Annotated in this window: 18 protein-coding genes; 12 read left to right on the top strand and 6 right to left on the bottom strand. The window is 65.3% G+C overall.

Annotated elements, in window-relative coordinates:
- Nucleotides 1-90: 90 nt before the first annotated feature.
- From ASD67_RS13980 to pyrE, 6 genes are read right to left on the bottom strand one after another with little or no spacing between them, the layout of a single operon-like run.
- Nucleotides 91-1,182, bottom strand: coding sequence for an AI-2E family transporter (locus ASD67_RS13980; RefSeq protein WP_056348179.1), 1,092 nt, complete (start codon nt 1,180-1,182; stop codon nt 91-93).
- Nucleotides 1,183-1,201: 19 nt separating this feature from the next.
- Entirely contained in the window at nt 1,202-2,053 is an 852-nt protein-coding gene (lepB, locus tag ASD67_RS13975) for a signal peptidase I (protein ID WP_056348178.1), read from the bottom strand.
- A gap of 12 nt (nt 2,054-2,065) precedes the next feature.
- Nucleotides 2,066-2,467, bottom strand: a complete 402-nt coding sequence (gene acpS / locus ASD67_RS13970; protein ID WP_056348177.1) for a holo-ACP synthase — start codon at nt 2,465-2,467, stop codon at nt 2,066-2,068.
- The gene (locus tag ASD67_RS13965; RefSeq protein WP_056348174.1) at nt 2,464-2,754 is read right to left on the bottom strand and encodes a hypothetical protein; all 291 of its coding nucleotides are present in this window, start codon (nt 2,752-2,754) and stop codon (nt 2,464-2,466) included. The genes acpS and ASD67_RS13965 overlap by 4 nt, the downstream gene beginning before the upstream one ends.
- Entirely contained in the window at nt 2,751-3,497 is a 747-nt protein-coding gene (locus ASD67_RS13960) for a pyridoxine 5'-phosphate synthase (protein ID WP_056348172.1), read from the bottom strand. Before ASD67_RS13960 ends, ASD67_RS13965 begins: the two co-directional genes overlap by 4 nt.
- Nucleotides 3,494-4,075 (bottom strand): orotate phosphoribosyltransferase, encoded by a 582-nt coding sequence (gene pyrE, locus ASD67_RS13955; RefSeq protein ID WP_056348170.1) that lies wholly within the window; start codon nt 4,073-4,075, stop codon nt 3,494-3,496. Before pyrE ends, ASD67_RS13960 begins: the two co-directional genes overlap by 4 nt.
- A gap of 232 nt (nt 4,076-4,307) precedes the next feature.
- On the opposite strand from pyrE, the gene coxB reads away from it, so the two are divergent.
- The 12 genes from coxB to ASD67_RS13900 all read left to right on the top strand — a co-directional run bounded on the left by coxB (nt 4,308) and on the right by ASD67_RS13900 (nt 16,863).
- A complete protein-coding gene (gene coxB / locus ASD67_RS13950) occupies nt 4,308-5,450 on the top strand; it encodes a cytochrome c oxidase subunit II (RefSeq protein WP_056348168.1) in 1,143 nt (380 codons plus the stop codon).
- Between the two features lie 15 nt (nt 5,451-5,465).
- Entirely contained in the window at nt 5,466-7,139 is a 1,674-nt protein-coding gene (gene ctaD, locus ASD67_RS13945) for a cytochrome c oxidase subunit I (protein WP_056348166.1), read from the top strand.
- Nucleotides 7,140-7,202: 63 nt separating this feature from the next.
- Entirely contained in the window at nt 7,203-8,114 is a 912-nt protein-coding gene (locus ASD67_RS13940; RefSeq protein ID WP_056348164.1) for a heme o synthase, read from the top strand.
- The gene (locus ASD67_RS23490) at nt 8,111-8,266 is read left to right on the top strand and encodes a hypothetical protein (protein WP_187138846.1); all 156 of its coding nucleotides are present in this window, start codon (nt 8,111-8,113) and stop codon (nt 8,264-8,266) included. Before ASD67_RS13940 ends, ASD67_RS23490 begins: the two co-directional genes overlap by 4 nt.
- Complete coding sequence (locus ASD67_RS13935; protein WP_056348162.1) at nt 8,263-8,832, top strand: cytochrome c oxidase assembly protein; 570 nt, start codon at nt 8,263-8,265, stop codon at nt 8,830-8,832. Before ASD67_RS23490 ends, ASD67_RS13935 begins: the two co-directional genes overlap by 4 nt.
- An 82-nt stretch (nt 8,833-8,914) precedes the next feature.
- A complete protein-coding gene (locus ASD67_RS13930) occupies nt 8,915-9,790 on the top strand; it encodes a cytochrome c oxidase subunit 3 (protein WP_056348160.1) in 876 nt (291 codons plus the stop codon).
- Nucleotide 9,791: 1 nt separating this feature from the next.
- Nucleotides 9,792-10,184, top strand: coding sequence for a DUF983 domain-containing protein (locus ASD67_RS13925; protein WP_056348158.1), 393 nt, complete (start codon nt 9,792-9,794; stop codon nt 10,182-10,184).
- Complete coding sequence (locus ASD67_RS13920; protein ID WP_056348156.1) at nt 10,177-10,836, top strand: SURF1 family protein; 660 nt, start codon at nt 10,177-10,179, stop codon at nt 10,834-10,836. The genes ASD67_RS13925 and ASD67_RS13920 overlap by 8 nt, the downstream gene beginning before the upstream one ends.
- A 27-nt stretch (nt 10,837-10,863) precedes the next feature.
- Nucleotides 10,864-12,261 (top strand): threonine synthase, encoded by a 1,398-nt coding sequence (thrC, locus tag ASD67_RS13915; RefSeq protein WP_056348154.1) that lies wholly within the window; start codon nt 10,864-10,866, stop codon nt 12,259-12,261.
- A complete protein-coding gene (locus ASD67_RS13910) occupies nt 12,254-13,144 on the top strand; it encodes a class I SAM-dependent methyltransferase (RefSeq protein ID WP_200938030.1) in 891 nt (296 codons plus the stop codon). Before thrC ends, ASD67_RS13910 begins: the two co-directional genes overlap by 8 nt.
- A 126-nt stretch (nt 13,145-13,270) precedes the next feature.
- Entirely contained in the window at nt 13,271-13,642 is a 372-nt protein-coding gene (locus ASD67_RS13905; RefSeq protein WP_056348153.1) for a PRC-barrel domain-containing protein, read from the top strand.
- A 269-nt stretch (nt 13,643-13,911) separates the two neighbouring features.
- Nucleotides 13,912-16,863, top strand: coding sequence for a TonB-dependent receptor (locus ASD67_RS13900; protein ID WP_156377714.1), 2,952 nt, complete (start codon nt 13,912-13,914; stop codon nt 16,861-16,863).
- Nucleotides 16,864-16,893: the final 30 nt, after the last annotated feature.

Here is a 16,893-nt window from a genome sequence, read left to right as displayed (position 1 = left end):
AGAGAGAGAGAGAGAGAGAGAGAGAGAGAGAGAGAGAGAGAGAGGCGAATCTCGGTCGTGAGCGGCCCTGTCGGCCTGCTAGACGCCTTTTTACCCCGCCGCCTTTCGCTTGGCCTGCGACCCCGCATTGCGTTCGGCCTCGCGCTCCAGCGCGACCTTGATCATCGCGACGATCGGGTCGGCGAGGAACAGGCCCATGATGCCGAGCAAAGTGCCGAACAATATCTGCGCTCCCAGCACCAGCGCTGGGGCGAGGTCGACGGTCTGCTTCGCCACCATCGGCACGATCAGATAGCCGTCGACCGTCTGGACGATAAAATAGATGGCGATCGCGGCGAGGCCGGTGTCGGTCCCGGCTGAAAAGCCGACGAGCACCAGCAACACGCCCGACACGATCGCGCCGATATTGGGGATGAAGGCGAGCAGTCCGGTGAGCAGCCCCATCAGCGCCGCCATCGGGATGCCGACGGCAAGGCAGGCGAGCCAGGTGCCGATCCCCTCGACCAGCATGCCGAGCAGGCGCCCCGCCATCAACCGGCGCAGGGTGAAGCCCATGCGCGCGGTGACGATGTAGAAATTCTCGCGGCTCTTCATCGGCAGCATCCACGCCACCCCGCGCTCATAGAGTCGCGGTTCGATCGCGAGGAAGACGCCGAGCACCAGCACCATGACCAGGCTGGTCAGCGCACCGAGCACAGTCCCCACCGCGGCGGTGACGCGCCCGACGGTCCCGGCCAGATTTTCGGTGATCGTCTTGGTGTCGATCTGCAGATTGCCCATGCCATGCGCGCTGGCCCAGGCGGCGATGCGCTCGACCTGTCCCATCACCACCGTCTGCAGCGTCGCCGCCTGATCGGCGATCTGCGAGCCCGCGAACAGGATGGTCCAGACGAGGAAGGCGACGAGCGAGAGACAGACGATCAGCAGCCGCCAGCCGCGGCCGATTGGTAGCACCCGGCCGAGCAGGCGGGTGCCGCCGTCGAGCATCGCCGCCATGACGATGCCGGCGAAGATCAGCAGGATCGGCTGGATCAGGATGATGCAGACGCCGATCAACAGCGCGAGGCCGAGCCAGACCCCGGCCTTGAGCAATTCGCCGCGGACCGCGTCGCTGCGGATTTCGGTGGGGCCGGGCGCCTCGACGCTGGCCTTGGCTTTCGCCCGTGCGTCGGTCTCGGCCATGCGCTGTGCTCCCCTGTGCCTAGCTGCCCTTACGTTCGGGGGTCAGGTCGGTTCCCGCACGGCCCGAGCGCAGCGCCTGGAACCAGCTGATCGGATTGTACCATTTGGCGGTGCCGTCGGTCGAGAAGGTGATGATCTCGGCACGGCCCGCGATGACGTCGAACGGCACCGCGCCGCCGAGGCCCAGTTCGCCGACGGGAACCCGGCTGTCGGCGCTACCGTCGCGGTTGTCGCCCATCAGGAACAAATGGTCCGCCGGGACCTTGTAGGGGCCATATTCGTCGACGCTCGGCCGTTCGCCCATGTCGATGGTGTCATAGGACGCGCCGTTCGGCAGCGTTTCGCGGATGATCGGCAGCACCAGCGTTTCGCGGCCCGATCCGTCGACCTGCCTGAACCGGTCGAGCGCGCTGCCGCCGCCGCCTGACGGCGTGTTGGCGTCGACGGGTATGCGCAGGTCGGGCTGCTGTTCGCGCTTCACCGGCTTGCCGTTGATGAACAGCGCGCCGCCCTTCAATTCGATCGTGTCGCCGGGCAGGCCGATGACGCGCTTGATATAGTCGGTGCGGTCGACCGGATGCTCGAGCACCACGATGTCGCCGCGCTCGGGCAGTTTCGCGAAGATGCGGCCTTCCATCCTGGGGAGCAGGTGAAAGCTCGCCGAGGCATAGGACCAGCCATAGGGATATTTGCTGACGATCAGGCGGTCGCCGCTGAGCAACCCGGGCATCATCGAATCGGACGGAATATAAAAGGGCTTGGCGAGCAGGCTGTGGATGCCGAGCACCAGCAGCAGGATCACCGCGATGTCGCGGATCAGCTTGCCCCAGCTTTCCTCGCCCTTGGCGCCGCCGCTCTTGTTCTTTGCCATGTCGGTCCTTGCCTAGTCCTTCAGTGCTTCGATGATGACGAACGCCTGGGCCCAGGGATGATCGTCGGTCAGTGTCAGATGGATATGGGCCTTGTGTCCCGCAGGGATCATCGCCGCTAGCCGTTCGGCCGCGCCGCCGGTCAGTGCCAGCGTCGGCGCGCCCGAGGGGGCGTTGACGACGCCGATGTCCTTCATGAACACGCCACGCTTGAATCCCGTGCCGACGGCCTTCGAAAAAGCCTCCTTGGCGGCGAAGCGCTTGGCATAGGTGCCCGCACGGGTGAACGGCCGCCGCGCCGCCTTGGCGCGCTCGACGTCGGTGAACACGCGATTCTCGAATCGCTCGCCGAAACGGTCGAGCGAATTCTGGATTCGCTCGATGTTGCAGAGGTCGGAGCCGAGACCGATGATCATGGTATCATCGCTTGGAATGCGATGGGCATGATTGGCAAGCCTGCCAAGCCCAAAAGGGCGCCGATGGCTCGGCTCACCCGAAATGCTACCCACAGCGATGTGCAGGCAAGTGTCATCCCCGCCAAAGCGGGCCACAGCATCTGCATATATTGCCAGGCCGTTGGCGGTTTCGAACCGATTGCCGTCGCGAAAAAGGTTGCGACGAACCAGGCTGCGGCCATCAGGATCGTCGGCGCATTGAGCAACGGAGCCCAAAGGATCGTCCCATCGGACTGCTTCGGTTTCATCCGCGCGCCTCGTCCATCAGCGCGCGCATCCGGCGCACGGCGGGGTCGAGGCCGGTAAAGATCGCCTCGCCGATCAGATAATGGCCGATGTTGAGCTCGGCGAGTTGGGGGATCGCGGCGACGGGGATGACATTGTCATAGGTCAGGCCGTGGCCGGCATGCGGCTCGATGCCGTTCTTCCACGCCAGCGCGGCGGCGTCGGCGATCCGGCGCAGTTCGGCGGCGCGTTCCTCGCCCTCGACATGGGCATAGCGGCCGGTGTGAAACTCGACGACCGGCGCACGCAGTCGCATCGCGGCTTCGATCTGGCGCGGGTCGGGCTCGATGAACAGGCTGACGCGAATGCCCGCGTCGTTCAGCCGCGCGACGATCGGCGCGAGATGGTTGTGCTGTCCGGCGGCGTCGAGCCCGCCCTCGGTCGTGCGTTCCTCGCGCTTTTCGGGGACGATGCACGCGGCGTGCGGCATATGGCGCAGCGCGATTTCCAGCATTTCCTCGGTCGCCGCCATTTCGAGGTTCAGCGGCAGGTCGGTTGCGGCCTGGATGCGCGCGAGGTCGTCGTCGCGGATATGACGCCGGTCTTCGCGCAGGTGCGCGGTGATGCCGTCGCCGCCGACCGCCGCGACGATCTCGGCCGCGCGCACCGGATCGGGATGCTCGCCGCCGCGCGCGTTGCGGATCGTCGCGACATGGTCGATGTTGACCCCGAGGCGGAGGCGCCCACCAGATCGTTCAAGATTCAATTCGCGCGGCTCCCCGGCTTCACCGCCTTGGTCTTTGCGAGTTCGGGCGGCAGTTCGTCTTCGGCATAGGTCGGGAAGTTGATCGCGACGAGCGGATAGAAGGGAACGCCAAGGTCGACACTGCCCGCCGAGCGGTCGACGAGCGCCGCTTCGGCGATCACTTCGCCGCCGGCGTCGGCGACGCACGCCATCGCTTCGCGCGACGACAGGCCGGTTGTGACGACATCCTCGACCATCAGCACCTTGGCGCCCGGCGCGATGGTGAAGCCGCGGCGCAGTTCGAAGTTGCCGGTCGGGCGCTCGACGAAAATCGCGGGTTTGCCGAGCGCGCGGCCCATTTCATGGCCGATGATGACGCCGCCCATCGCGGGCGAGACGACGATGTCGATCGCCTGTTTGAGTTCGCGCGGCAGCTTGGCGGCGAGGGCGATCGCGAGCCGTCCGGCACGCTCGGTGTCCATCAGCACGCGCGCGCACTGGAGATAATATTCGCTGTGCCGCCCGGAGGAGAGGAGGAAGTGCCCCTGCAGCAGGGCGTCGGCGGCGCGGAATTCGGCCAGGATTTCGTCGTCGGTCATGGGAGAATGGGTCTTTTGTTCAGGACGTCGTCCATCGGGAACGACGGGGTTTCGACGGGGCAGATTTGCCAGCCGCAAAATAGTGTTAGAGATGCTTGAGGCAAGCGGCAAGCGGGTCTATAGCGCCCGCGAGATTCAGCCAGCCGCCCGGCTGCCGCGACGCATGTCCGGTATCCGCGCGGCGGGAATGAAGCATCGATAAGAACAACAGGCAACGGGCGGCACTATCCTTATGAAGAGCTTGAAAACCCTTGTAATCGCGGCGGTTTTGTCGCTGGGCGCGGTCAGCGTCGGTCAGGCGGCGGCACCGGCGGCGGCACCTGTCGCGGCCCCCGCAGCGACCACCGCGGCGAATCCGGCTCCGGCCCCCGCCGATGCGGCGGCTGCGACGACCGCCGCTCCGGCTGCGGCCGATGCGGCGAAGGCGGCGGTTCCCGCCGGCGACGCGACCTATGTGCCGATGAGGCCCGCTCCTTGCCCTGAAGGCTCCAAGGATTGCGCTGGTCAGCCCACGCCGCGCGGGATCAACTTCCAGCCGCAGGTCACGCCGATCGGCGTCCAGGCCTATGAGTTCAACCACTATATCCTGCTGCCGGTGATCGTGGTGATCTCGCTGTTCGTTCTCGGTCTGCTGCTCTGGGCAGTGGTCCGCTACCGCGCCGCCGCGAACCCGGTGCCGTCGAAGACGACGCACAACACCTTCATCGAAATCATCTGGACCGCGATCCCGGTGCTGATCCTTGCGGTTATCGCCGTCCCGTCGATCCGCCTGCTCGCGGCGCAGTACGAGCCGCCGTCGAAGGAAGCGCTGACGATCAAGGTCACCGGGTACCAATGGTATTGGGGCTACGCCTATCCCGACCAGGGCATCGGTGAATATGTCTCGAAGATCCTGACCGAAGACCAGGCCAAGGCCGCCGGCGAGCCCTATCACCTCGCGGTCGACAACCGCATGGTCGTCCCCGTCGGCCGCCAGGTGAAACTGATCATCACCGGCGCCGACGTGATCCACAGCTTCGCGGTCCCGGCCTTCTGGACCAAGATGGACGCGGTCCCCGGCCGCGCCAACGAGACCACCTTCACCGCCACCAAGGTCGGCGTCTATTACGGCCAGTGTTCGGAGCTTTGCGGCGTCGACCATGGCTATATGCCGATCGCGGTCGAAGTGCTGCCGGTCGACAAATGGGAAGCCTGGGTCCGCTCGCGGGGCGGCAATCCGGCCGGTCCGGTGGCCGCGGCACCCGCCGCCGCGCCGGCTCCGGCGCCCGCCGCTGCCACCGCTCCGGCAACCGCGCCTGCCGCGGCGCCGGCCGCCACGACCGAAGCCGCACCGGCTGCAGCGGCGCCCGCCGCCGCCCCGGCCGCCAAGAAATAACAAGGGGTCCGACAGATGACCGATATTGCTGCAACTGCACCCGCCCATGGCCATGCCGATCACGCGCATGACGACCATGACCATGACACGCCCGGATTCTTCGTCCGCTGGTTCATGTCGACGAACCACAAGGACATCGGCACCCTCTACCTGATCTTCGCGATCGTCGCCGGTATCGTCGGCGGCGTGATTTCGGGCATGATGCGCCTCGAACTCGCCGAACCCGGCATCCAGTATCTGGGTGACTGGGCGCGCATGTTCGACTCCGCGGCCGGCGAAACGCAGGCCAAGCATATGTGGAACGTGCTGATCACCGCGCACGGCCTGATCATGGTGTTCTTCATGGTCATGCCCGCGATGATCGGCGGTTTCGGCAACTGGTTCGTGCCGCTGATGATCGGCGCGCCCGACATGGCCTTCCCGCGCATGAACAACGTGTCCTTCTGGCTGACCTTCGTCGCCTTCGTCATGCTGACGGGCTCGATGTTCGTCACGGGGGGCAACGGGCTTGGCGCCGGAACCGGCTGGACGGTCTATGCCCCGCTGTCGACCAGCGGGTCGCCCGGGCCGGCGGTCGACATGGCGATCTTCTCGCTCCACCTCGCGGGTGCGGCGTCGATCCTCGGTGCGATCAACTTCATCACCACCATCTTCAACATGCGCGCGCCGGGCATGACCCTGCACAAGATGCCGCTGTTCGTGTGGTCGGTGCTCGTCACCGCCTTCCTGCTGTTGCTCGCGCTGCCGGTTCTCGCCGCTGCGATCACCATGCTGCTGACCGACCGCAATTTCGGCACCACCTTCTATGATGCGACGGGCGGTGGCGATCCGGTGCTCTACCAGCATCTCTTCTGGTTCTTCGGCCACCCCGAAGTGTACATCATGATCCTGCCGGGCTTCGGCATCGTCAGCCAGATCATCTCGACCTTCAGCAAGAAGCCGGTGTTCGGCTATCTCGGTATGGCCTATGCCATGGTCGCGATCGGCGTCGTCGGCTTCATCGTGTGGGCGCACCACATGTTCACCGTCGGCATGAGCGTGAACCTGAAGATGTATTTCACCGCCGCGACGATGGTCATCGCGGTACCGACCGGCATCAAGATCTTCAGCTGGATCGCCACCATGTGGGGCGGCTCCATGAGCTACAAGACCCCGATGGTCTGGGCGCTCGGCTTCATCTTCATGTTCACCGTCGGCGGCGTGACCGGCGTCGTGCTCGCCAACGGCGGGGTCGATACCAACCTCCACGACACCTATTATGTCGTCGCGCACTTCCACTATGTGCTGTCGCTGGGCGCGGTCTTCTCGCTCTTCGCCGGCTTCTATTACTGGTTCCCGAAGATGTCGGGCCGGATGTACAGCGAAGTCCTCGGCCAGCTGCACTTCTGGATCTTCTTCATCGGCGTGAACGTCATGTTCTTCCCCCAGCACTTCCTGGGTCAGCAGGGCATGCCGCGCCGTTACCCCGACTATGCGGAAGCGTATGCTTACTGGCACCACATCTCGTCGCTCGGCTATGTCATCATGGCGGTCGGCATGATCTTCTTCTTCGTGAACATCCTCTACTCGCTGTTCGCCGGCAAGAAGGCCGCCGACAATCCGTGGGGCGAAGGCGCGACGACGCTCGAATGGACGCTGTCGAGCCCGCCGCCGTTCCACCAGTTCAACGAACTGCCGCGTATCGCCTGATTGCACTCGCCCCCTGCCAACTAGCCTTGGCAGGGGGCGATAGCTTTCCGGCCTGGAGTTATCATGGCGCAGAGCCTGACCCATGGCGACCTGGCCCTTCCGGCCGACTGGCGCGACCTGTTCGCGCTGACCAAGCCGCGCGTGATGTCGCTCGTCGTGTTCACGGCGCTGTGCGGCCTGCTCGCGGCGCCGGGGACCGTCCATCCGGTTCTCGCCTTCTCGTCGATCCTCGCGATCGCGCTGGGGGCAGGGGCCTCGGGGGCGCTCAACCAATGGTATGAAGCGGGTCTCGATGCCAAGATGAAGCGCACCGCCGGGCGCCCGCTGCCCGCCGGACGCCTCGACCCGCAGACCGCATTGCAGTTCGGGGTCGGACTCGCCGCCTTCTCGGTCTTTTTGATGCTGTTCGCGTCGAACTGGCAGGCGGCGCTGCTGCTGCTGGTTTCGATTCTCTTCTATGTCTTCGTCTACACGATGTGGCTCAAGCCGCGGACGCCGCAGAATATCGTCATCGGCGGCGCCGCCGGCGCCTTTCCGCCGCTGATCGGCTGGGTCGCCGCGACCGGCACTGTCGCACCGCTGCCGGTGCTGCTGTTCCTGCTCATCTTCCTGTGGACGCCGCCGCATTTCTGGGCGCTCGCGCTGTTCGTGCGCTCGGACTATGCCGCCGCGGGCATCCCGATGATGCCGGTCGTCGCGGGCGAGAAATCCACGCGGCGCCAGATTCTTTTCTATGCGCTGATCATGGCCGCCGCCGCGATCGCGCCCTGGCCGCTCGGCTACACCGGCGCGATCTATGGCTGGATCGCGGTGGTGCTCTCGGCGCTGTTCGTGATATTGTCGGCGCAGGTCGGCACGCGCATGGCGCGAGAGGGCGACCCGATGCAGCCCGAAAAGCGCCTCTTCGCCTATTCGATTGCCTATCTTTTCATATTGTTCGGCGCGGTTGTCGCCGACCATTGGTGGCCGCTATGACCGAACCCGTGAACGACGCCCCCGAACCTTTCGACGAGGTCGAATATCGCCGCCGTCAACGCAGCCGCGCGAATCTGATGGCGCTGCTGCTCGGCGGGCTTGCGATACTCTTTTTCTTCATCACGATCGCCAAGATGACGGTGCTGAAATGATCGCGCGGATGTCGCCCAATGCGAAAACCGCCAGCCTCGCTGCGTTGCTCGCGATTTCGATGGTCGGCCTGGGGTTCGCGGCGGTGCCGCTCTACAATCTTTTCTGCCGCGTCACCGGCTTCGGCGGCACGACCCAGCGCTACGACCCGGTCGCCGCGGCGGAAACGCCGCAGGTGCTGAGCCAGACGATCTCGGTCCGCTTCGACGCCAATGTGTCGCCCAAGCTGCCGTGGAAATTCTATCCCGAGCACCCGACCGACACGGTCAGCATCGGCGCGCGCGACATGGCGATCTTTATCGCCGAGAATAATTCGTCGCATGCCGTGACGGGGACCGCGAGCTTCAACGTCACCCCCGACGCCGCGGGCAAATATTTCACCAAGATCCAGTGCTTCTGCTTCACCGAACAACGGCTTGAGGCAGGGCAGCAAGTGCGCATGCCGGTGCTGTTTTTCGTCGATCCCAAGATCATGGACGATCCCGACGCGCGCGACATCCAGGAAATCACCCTCAGCTACACCTTCCACCCTGTGGAGCCAGTAGACGGGGGCAAAAAGGCGAGCTAAGGCCGCGATCAAAGAGTCTTACCAAGGCCGGCGGACGATGGGGAATCGTGATGCTGGGGCTGCTAAAAACGGGAAAAACGCCATGTCCGGTGCGAAACATCATGACTATCACCTCGTAAACCCGAGCGTCTGGCCGCTCATCGGCTCGGCTGCCGCGCTGGTGATGTTCTTCGGCCTCGTGATGTTCATGCACGCCGACTATTTCGGCGGCGCGGGCAAATGGGTGCTCGGCCTCGGCTTCATGGGCGTCATCGCCACCTTCTTCAGCTGGTGGTCGGACGTCATCAACGAAGCCCATGCCGGCGACCACACCCCGGTCGTCCAGCTGCACCTGCGCTATGGCATGATCCTGTTCATCGCGTCGGAAGTGATGTTCTTCGTCGGCTGGTTCTGGGCCTGGTTCGACTTCTCGCTGTTCCCGGTGCCGATCGAATATGCCGACGGCGCGGTCACCTCGCTGTTCGGCCAGGACGGCGCAGCCGCGATTACCATGTGGCCGCCGAAGGGCATCCACGTCATGGACGCCTTCTCGCTGCCTTTGCTCAACACGCTGATCCTGCTCTGCTCGGGCACGACGATCACCTGGGCGCATCATTCGCTGATCCACGGCGACCGCGAAGGCCTGAAAAAGGGCCTGTGGGCGACGATCATCCTCGGTGTCGTCTTCTCGTCGATCCAGGCTTATGAATATAGCGTCGCGCCGTTCGGCTTTGGTCAGAGCAACTACAGCTCGGCCTTCTATATGGCGACCGGCTTCCACGGCTTCCACGTGCTCGTCGGCACGATCTTCCTGATCGTCTGCCTCGCGCGTACCTACAAGGGCCACTTCACCCCGACCCAGCATTTCGGCTTCGAAGCGGCTGCCTGGTACTGGCACTTCGTCGACGTCGTGTGGCTGTTCCTCTTCATCATCGTCTATGTCTGGGGCGGCTGGGGTGCACCTGTCGCCGCGCACTGAGTTGCCGGACACCGACCAACTTCAAAAGGGGCAGCCGCCGCTCTGGCGCGCTGCCCTTTTTGGTCTCTGCCCCGAATGCGGGACGCCGGGACTGTTCGAGGGCGCGGCGAATTTTCGCGAACGCTGCCCGACGTGCGGCTTCGATTCGGGCCGCTACAATGTCGGCGATGGCCCCGCCGCCTTCCTGACCCTGATTATCGGCGCGCTGCTGATCGTTGCCGCGCTTCTGCTCGATGCCGCGCTTGCGCCGCCCTTGTGGGTGCATGTCATCCTGTGGGTGCCGTTGACCGTCGCCGCGGTCATCTATGGCCTCCGCATCGCCAAGGGGGCGCTGCTGGCGAGCGAGCATCAGCGCGACGCGGCCGAGGGACGGGTGGAGAAACCGGATGACTGACCAGCCTGCAACCCCGGAAACTCCCGCAGCCGCCCGCCGCTGGCCGATCGTCCCGACGATCCTCGTCCTCGCCGCGGTGGCGACGATGATCGCGCTCGGCGTCTGGCAGCTACAGCGCAAGGGCGAAAAGGAAGCGCTGATCGCGCTCTTTCAGCGCAACAGCGCGATGTCGGCGGCGGTCGCCTATCCCAAGCTACCGCCGGTTCCCGACACGATGCTCTATCGCAAGAGCAGCGTCGCCTGCCTCGAACCCGTGCGCTGGGACCCGCGCAGCGGCACCGACCGCGCCGGCAAGACGGGGATCCGCATGATCGCCGACTGCCGCACCGGCGCCGAGGGGCCGGGCGTGCTCATCGACGTCGGCACCGCCGACGACTTCACGCCGCCGAAATGGACCGGCGGCATCGTGCAGGGCACGATCGTTCCGGGTCCCGAACAACCGACGCTGATCGAACGGATGACGGGCAAGGCTGTGCCGGCGCGCGCGATGCTTGTTGCCGACGCGCCGGCGCCCGGGCTGCGCGCCAGCGCGGTGCCGTCGGCCGCCGACACCCCGAACAATCACCTCGCTTATGCGGGGCAATGGTTCCTGTTCGCCGCCGCGGCGCTGATCATCTACATCCTCGCGGTGCGCCGCCGCTTGCGGGCTTGAGCGGACACCGCTAGGCGCTGGGCCGCCATGGAATATATCAGCACCCGCGGCTCCGCGCCGACCCTCGACTTTCGTGCCGCCACGCTCGCCGGCCTCGCCAGCGACGGCGGGCTTTATGTGCCCGCGACATGGCCGACGCTGAGCCGGGACGAAATCCGCGCCTTCGCCGGCCTCGACTATGTCGAAACCGCGGTGCGGGTGATGACCCCCTTCGTCGCGGGCGCGCTCGACGAGGATGAACTGCGTCAGCTGTGCAAGGCGGCCTATGGCCGGTTCAGTCACGACGCGGTGACCCCGCTCGTCCAGCTCGACCATCGCCACTGGCTGCTCGAACTGTTCCACGGCCCGACGCTGGCGTTCAAGGATGTCGCACTGCAATTGCTCGGCCAGTTGTTCGAGAAATTCCTCGCGGGCGGCGACACCAATATCACGATCGTCGGCGCGACCTCGGGCGACACCGGCTCGGCGGCGATCGAGGCGGTCGCGGGGCGCGAGCATATCCAGATCTTCATGCTCCATCCCGAAGGCCGGGTCAGCGACGTCCAGCGCCGCCAGATGACGACGGTGCTCGCCCCCAACGTCCACAATATCGCGATCGACGGCAGCTTCGACGACGCGCAGGCGATGGTGAAAAGGCTGTTCGGCGACGCCGAGGCACGCAGCCAGGTCACGCTCTCGGCGGTGAACAGCATCAACTGGGCGCGGCTGATGGCGCAGGTCGTCTATTATTTCTACGCCGCCGTGCGCCTCGGCGGCCCCGACCGCCCGGTGGCGTTCTCTGTGCCGACCGGCAATTTCGGCGATGTCTTCGCGGGCTATGTCGCGTCGCGCATGGGCCTGCCGATCGCGCGGCTCGTCGTCGCGACCAACGTCAACGATATCCTCCACCGCGCTTTGACCAGCGGCGACTATAGCGCCGGCACCGTGACGCCGACCGCGACGCCGAGCATGGACATCCAGGTCAGCAGCAATTTCGAACGGCTGCTCTTCGACCTGTCGGGCCGCGACGGCGCTGCGATCACCGGCATGATGGGCGACTTCGACACCAACCGCGCGATGACGATCCCCGCCGACATGCTCAGCGGCGCGCGCGGGCTGTTCTCCAGCGCCAGCATCGACGGCGATTCGATGTCGCTGGCGCTGCGCTGGGCGCAGGAAAAGGGCGGGCAGGTCATCGACCCGCACAGCGCGGTCGGCCTCGCGGCGGCACGCCAACTCGACATCGATGCGGACATTCCCGTCGTCACCCTCGCCACCGCGCATCCCGCGAAGTTCCGCGAGGCGGTCGAGCGGGCGACCGGCGTGCGTCCGGCGCTGCCCGCGCGGCTCGGCAATCTCTTCGATCGCGAGGAACGCTATACCAAGCTGCCCGGCGACTATGACGCGGTGAAGGCCTTCGTCCTCGCGGAAGCCGCGCGTGGCTGACCTGCTACCCCTCGTCACCCTCGTCGGCGAGGCGTGGGACGATTATGGGCTGGTCGACAGCGGCAACGGGCGCAAGCTCGAACGCTATGGCCGGTTCCGCTTCATCCGTCCCGAACCGCAGGCGATGTGGGCGCCCGCGCTCCCGCAAAGCGAATGGGACGCCGCCGATGGCGAGTTCATCCCGGCGTCGGACGACGACGGCGGTGGTCGCTGGTATTATAACAAGCCCGTTCCCGCCGAGGGCTGGCCGCTTGGCTGGCGCGAAACGCGTTTCACCGCGCAATGCACCCCCTTCCGGCATCTCGGTTTCTTCCCCGACATGGCGCCGGTGTGGGACTGGCTGCGCGGGCAGATCGCCGACAAGCCCGATCCCGCCTTCCTCAACCTGTTCGGCTACACCGGCGTCGGCAGCCAGGCGCTCGCCGCCGCGGGCGCGTCGGTGACCCATGTCGACGCGTCGAAGAAATCGGTGTCGCAGGCGCGCGAAAATGCCGCGCTGGCGGGCATGGCCGACAAGCCGGTCCGTTGGATCGTCGATGACGCCGGCAAGTTCACCGCGCGCGAAGTGCGGCGCGAGAAGCGCTATGACGCAATCCTGCTCGACCCGCCCAAGTTCGGCCGCGGCCCGACCGGCGAACGCTGGCAGCTCGAGGAAGGGCTCGCGCCATTGCTCGCTGACTGCCGCCACCTGCTCGACGCCGACAGCCGCGCGCTGTTCCTCACCGTCTATGCGGTGCGCATGTCGGCGCTGGCGATCGGCGAATTGCTGAACCAGCTGTTCGCCGACCTTCCCGGCAAGGTCGAATGCGGCGAACTCGCGGTGCGCGAAGAGGCGAGGGGGCTGCTGCTCCCCACCGCGATCTTCGCGCGCTGGAGCCGCTGAGCCTTAATCCGGCACCGTTCGCGGCGAGCCGGGCAACTCGCGCCCCGGCGCGCCGTTGCCTGGACATGGGGGCGGCGGGGCCGGCTCTTCCGGCTCTCGTGCGCTCCTTCGTCAAGGAGACGCATCATGGCTGACACGCTCGAACGCGGCGGAACCAATCGCCTCATTTCCTCCGACAAGGTCGAAGGCACCGCCGTCTACAATCCGCAGGATGAAAAGCTTGGCACCATCGCCAATGTCATGCTCGACAAGGTTTCGGGCAAGGCCGACTATGCCGTGCTGCAGTTCGGCGGCCTCTTCGGCCTCGGCAGCGATCACTATCCGATCCCCTGGGATATGCTGCGCTACGACACCGAAAAGGGCGGTTATGTCGTCGAGATCAGCAAGGAGCAGGTGACCGGCGCGCCGCGCTATGCGCGCGACGACACCCCCGAATATACCGACGAATATGGCCGCACCGTCTATGGCTATTACGGGCTGAGCTATCCGGTGCTCTGACGGGAACCATATGAAGGGGCCGGCGCCGCCGGCCCCTTCCGCCGCCCACGGACCCTCCGCTGCACCGATCCCCGGTGCAATTCCCTTGTCCGTTGCATAGGAATGCAACGACGACCCGCGTTGACAATGAGAACGTTCTCATTTAGATAACGTTCACATTAGCGAAATGCCGCCGAAAATGAGCGGCTAAACGGGAGGGAACAGGGATGCAGGCTCCGCATAAGCTTTGGCTCGCGAAGATTCTGGCCGGCACGTCGGCAGTTGCGCTGATGAGCGTGGCGCAAGTCGCGATGGCGCAGGACGCGCCCCCCGAAGACCGCACCGTCGACGGCGACGAGATCGTCGTCACCGGCATCCGGGCCAGCCTGTCCGCCGCCGCCGATATCAAGCGCGATGCGCAGGGTGTTGTCGATGCGATCTCGGCCGAGGACATCGGCAAATTCCCCGACACCAACCTCGCCGAATCGCTGCAACGCATCACCGGCGTGTCGATCGACCGCTCGAACGGCGAAGGCTCGCTGGTCACGGTCCGCGGCTTCGGTCCCGAATTCAACCTGGTGACGCTCAACGGCCGCCAGATGCCGACCGCCTTCATCGGCGACGGCGGCAGCGCGCCCGCGTCGCGTTCGTTCGACTTCGCCAACCTCGCGTCGGAAGCGGTTTCGGCTGTCGAGGTGTACAAGAGCGGCCGTGCCACGAATGAATCGGGCGGCATCGGTTCGACGATCAACATCCGCACCCCGCGCCCGCTCGACAAACCGGGCATGCACGGCAGCATCTCGGCCAAGGCGGTCTATGACTCGTCGCGCAACGAGGGCAATCCGGTCACCCCCGAAATCTCGGGCATCTTCAGCACCACCTTTGCCGACGACACGATCGGCATCCTCGTCACCGGGTCGTACCAGAAGCGCAAGTCGAGCACGAACTCGGCCAATGTCGGCTGGCGCGACGGGTATCTGGGCTCCGAGAATAACTGGGGTTCGCTGGCCCAGCCGGGTACGCCGGGTGCGGCGCGCATCACCAACCGGCCCGACCCGACCGACGTCTATCAGGTGCCGCAGAACGCGTCCTACGACCTCAACGACGTCAACCGTGAGCGTATCAACGGGCAGGCGGTGCTGCAATTCCGCCCGACCGACAGCCTGACCGCGACGATCGATTATACCTATTCGCGTAACACCGTCGAAACGCGCAACAGCAATGTCGGCATCTGGTTCAACCATGAAAACACGACCAGCTCGTGGACCGACGGCCCCGTCGCCGGCCCGATCTTCTATTCCGAGGCCTTCCCGCAGCCGTCGGCTCCGCCCAGCACCACCGCGCTCAACGGCGGCAAGGACCTGTCGTACAGCGGCTCGCTGACCGAAAACCGCGCCGAGAATAAATCGCTCGGCGGCAATATCCATTGGGACGGCCCGGGCGGCGTGACGATCGACCTCGACTATCATCGGTCGAGCGCGACGGTGAAGCCGGTCAACCGCTTCGGGTCGAGCACCTCGGTCGGCAACGCCATCTTCGGTATCGCCAACCAGACGGTCAACTTCGAGAACGACCTGCCGGTCCTCTCCTACAATATGCATCCCGGCATCGATCCGCTGAACGCGGCGCTGATCCAGCCGACCGGCAACGCCTTCCGCGCCGCTTATTTCCGCGACGAGATCAACCAGGTCCAGCTGCGCGGCAATTACGACCATGACGGGGGCTTCCTCGACAGCATCGATTTCGGCGTCTCCTATGTCGAGAACAAGGTCCGCTCGGCCTTCGGTACGATCCAGAACGACACCTGGGGCGGTTCGGGTCCGGCGGCCGACATTCCCGACGACATCTTCACGCTCGAAACGCTGCCCGACAAATTCCCGGGTCTTGCCCAGCCGGGCATGATCCAGAGCTTTTACCGGTTCGACTATGAGCGCATGGTCGACCTGATCGAAAGCAAATATGGCGTCTGCAGCCGACCGCAGACGGGTTCGGCGGCGATCCCGGGCACCTGTATCGCGGCCTTCAACACCGACCGGCGCATCACCGAAAAGACGCTGGCCCCCTATCTGCAGGTCGCGACCAAGTTCGACCTGTTCGACAATCCGGCGCATTTCGTCGCCGGCGTCCGCTACGAGGTCACCGATGTGTCGTCGGCGGCGCTGGTACCGGTGCCGACCGGCACGCGCTGGGTCGGCGACAATGAATTCAACATCATCTTCTCGGGCGACAGCGATTTCACCCGCTTCAAGGGATCGTACAACAACTGGCTGCCGGCGGTCGATTTCGACATCTCGCCGATGGATAATGTGAAGCTGCGCGCATCGTACAGCCACACGATCACGCGCTCCGACTATGCCAATCTGCAGGGCGGACGCACGCTCGACACGCTGTTCCGCGTCGGCGGCGGCGGCGGGGCGCAGGGCAATCCGGGCCTCGTTCCCTACAAGTCGAAGAATATCGATCTGTCGGCCGAATGGTATTACTCGCCGGGCAGCTATGTTTCGGTCGGCTATTTCCACAAGGACGTCAGCAACTTCATCTCGACGACGCGTATCGATACCGAGGCGTTCGGCCTGACCACCCCGGTCGGTGGTCCGCGCTGGAACGCGGCGCTCGCCTCGCTCGGCGCGAACGCGACCGTCGCCCAGATCCGCCAGTACATCTTTGCCAACTTCCCCAATTCGGTGACGATCACCGGGGGCGGGCCGGGCACCTATGTCGGCACGATCAACAGCATCCCGGGCGATCCGGCGCTGAACTTCGAGATTACGACGCCGATCAACAGCGACCAGACCGCGTCGCTCAACGGCTTCGAATTCGCGCTCCAGCACAGCTTCTGGGACACCGGCTTCGGGGTCATCCTGAACTATACAATCGTCAACGGCGATGCGACCTATGACAATAAATTGCCGTCGTCGGTGCCGCAGTTCGCGCTGACCGGGCTCAGCGACAGCGCCAACGCGGTCGCCTATTACGACAAGAACGGACTACAGGCGCGTGTCGCGTGGAACTGGCGCGAAGAATTCCTCCAGAGTTCGGGGCCGAACCCGACCTATATCGAGGATTATTGGCAGATCGACGCCAGCGCGAGCTATGAGTTCATGCCGGGTCTCACCGGGTTCGTCGAGGCGATCAACATCACGGGCGAGGGCCGGCGCGGGCATCTGCGGCACAACAACAATGTGACTTTCGTGTCGCCGGGCTTTGCCCGCTACGCGGCGGGCGTTCGCTTCGCCTTCTAGGGCGGGCGCGGTGCATTGACCGACTGGCGA

Source organism: Sphingopyxis sp. Root1497 (genome assembly GCF_001427085.1).
GTDB lineage: Bacteria > Pseudomonadota > Alphaproteobacteria > Sphingomonadales > Sphingomonadaceae > Sphingopyxis.
The sequence above is the reverse complement of the archived record's forward strand: the minus strand, read 5'-3'. Positions and strand labels throughout refer to the sequence as shown.

Coding starts and splice junctions, on each gene's coding strand:
- thrC (WP_056348154.1), top strand. CDS start 10,864: ATGGAATATATCAGCACCCGCGGCTCCGCGCCGACCCTCGACTTTCGT.
- ctaD (WP_056348166.1), top strand. CDS start 5,466: ATGACCGATATTGCTGCAACTGCACCCGCCCATGGCCATGCCGATCAC.
- coxB (WP_056348168.1), top strand. CDS start 4,308: ATGAAGAGCTTGAAAACCCTTGTAATCGCGGCGGTTTTGTCGCTGGGC.
- ASD67_RS13935 (WP_056348162.1), top strand. CDS start 8,263: ATGATCGCGCGGATGTCGCCCAATGCGAAAACCGCCAGCCTCGCTGCG.
- pyrE (WP_056348170.1), bottom strand. CDS start 4,075: ATGACCGACGACGAAATCCTGGCCGAATTCCGCGCCGCCGACGCCCTG.
- ASD67_RS23490 (WP_187138846.1), top strand. CDS start 8,111: ATGACCGAACCCGTGAACGACGCCCCCGAACCTTTCGACGAGGTCGAA.
- ASD67_RS13930 (WP_056348160.1), top strand. CDS start 8,915: ATGTCCGGTGCGAAACATCATGACTATCACCTCGTAAACCCGAGCGTC.
- ASD67_RS13920 (WP_056348156.1), top strand. CDS start 10,177: ATGACTGACCAGCCTGCAACCCCGGAAACTCCCGCAGCCGCCCGCCGC.
- ASD67_RS13900 (WP_156377714.1), top strand. CDS start 13,912: ATGAGCGTGGCGCAAGTCGCGATGGCGCAGGACGCGCCCCCCGAAGAC.
- ASD67_RS13965 (WP_056348174.1), bottom strand. CDS start 2,754: ATGAAACCGAAGCAGTCCGATGGGACGATCCTTTGGGCTCCGTTGCTC.
- ASD67_RS13905 (WP_056348153.1), top strand. CDS start 13,271: ATGGCTGACACGCTCGAACGCGGCGGAACCAATCGCCTCATTTCCTCC.
- ASD67_RS13980 (WP_056348179.1), bottom strand. CDS start 1,182: ATGGCCGAGACCGACGCACGGGCGAAAGCCAAGGCCAGCGTCGAGGCG.
- acpS (WP_056348177.1), bottom strand. CDS start 2,467: ATGATCATCGGTCTCGGCTCCGACCTCTGCAACATCGAGCGAATCCAG.
- lepB (WP_056348178.1), bottom strand. CDS start 2,053: ATGGCAAAGAACAAGAGCGGCGGCGCCAAGGGCGAGGAAAGCTGGGGC.
- ASD67_RS13940 (WP_056348164.1), top strand. CDS start 7,203: ATGGCGCAGAGCCTGACCCATGGCGACCTGGCCCTTCCGGCCGACTGG.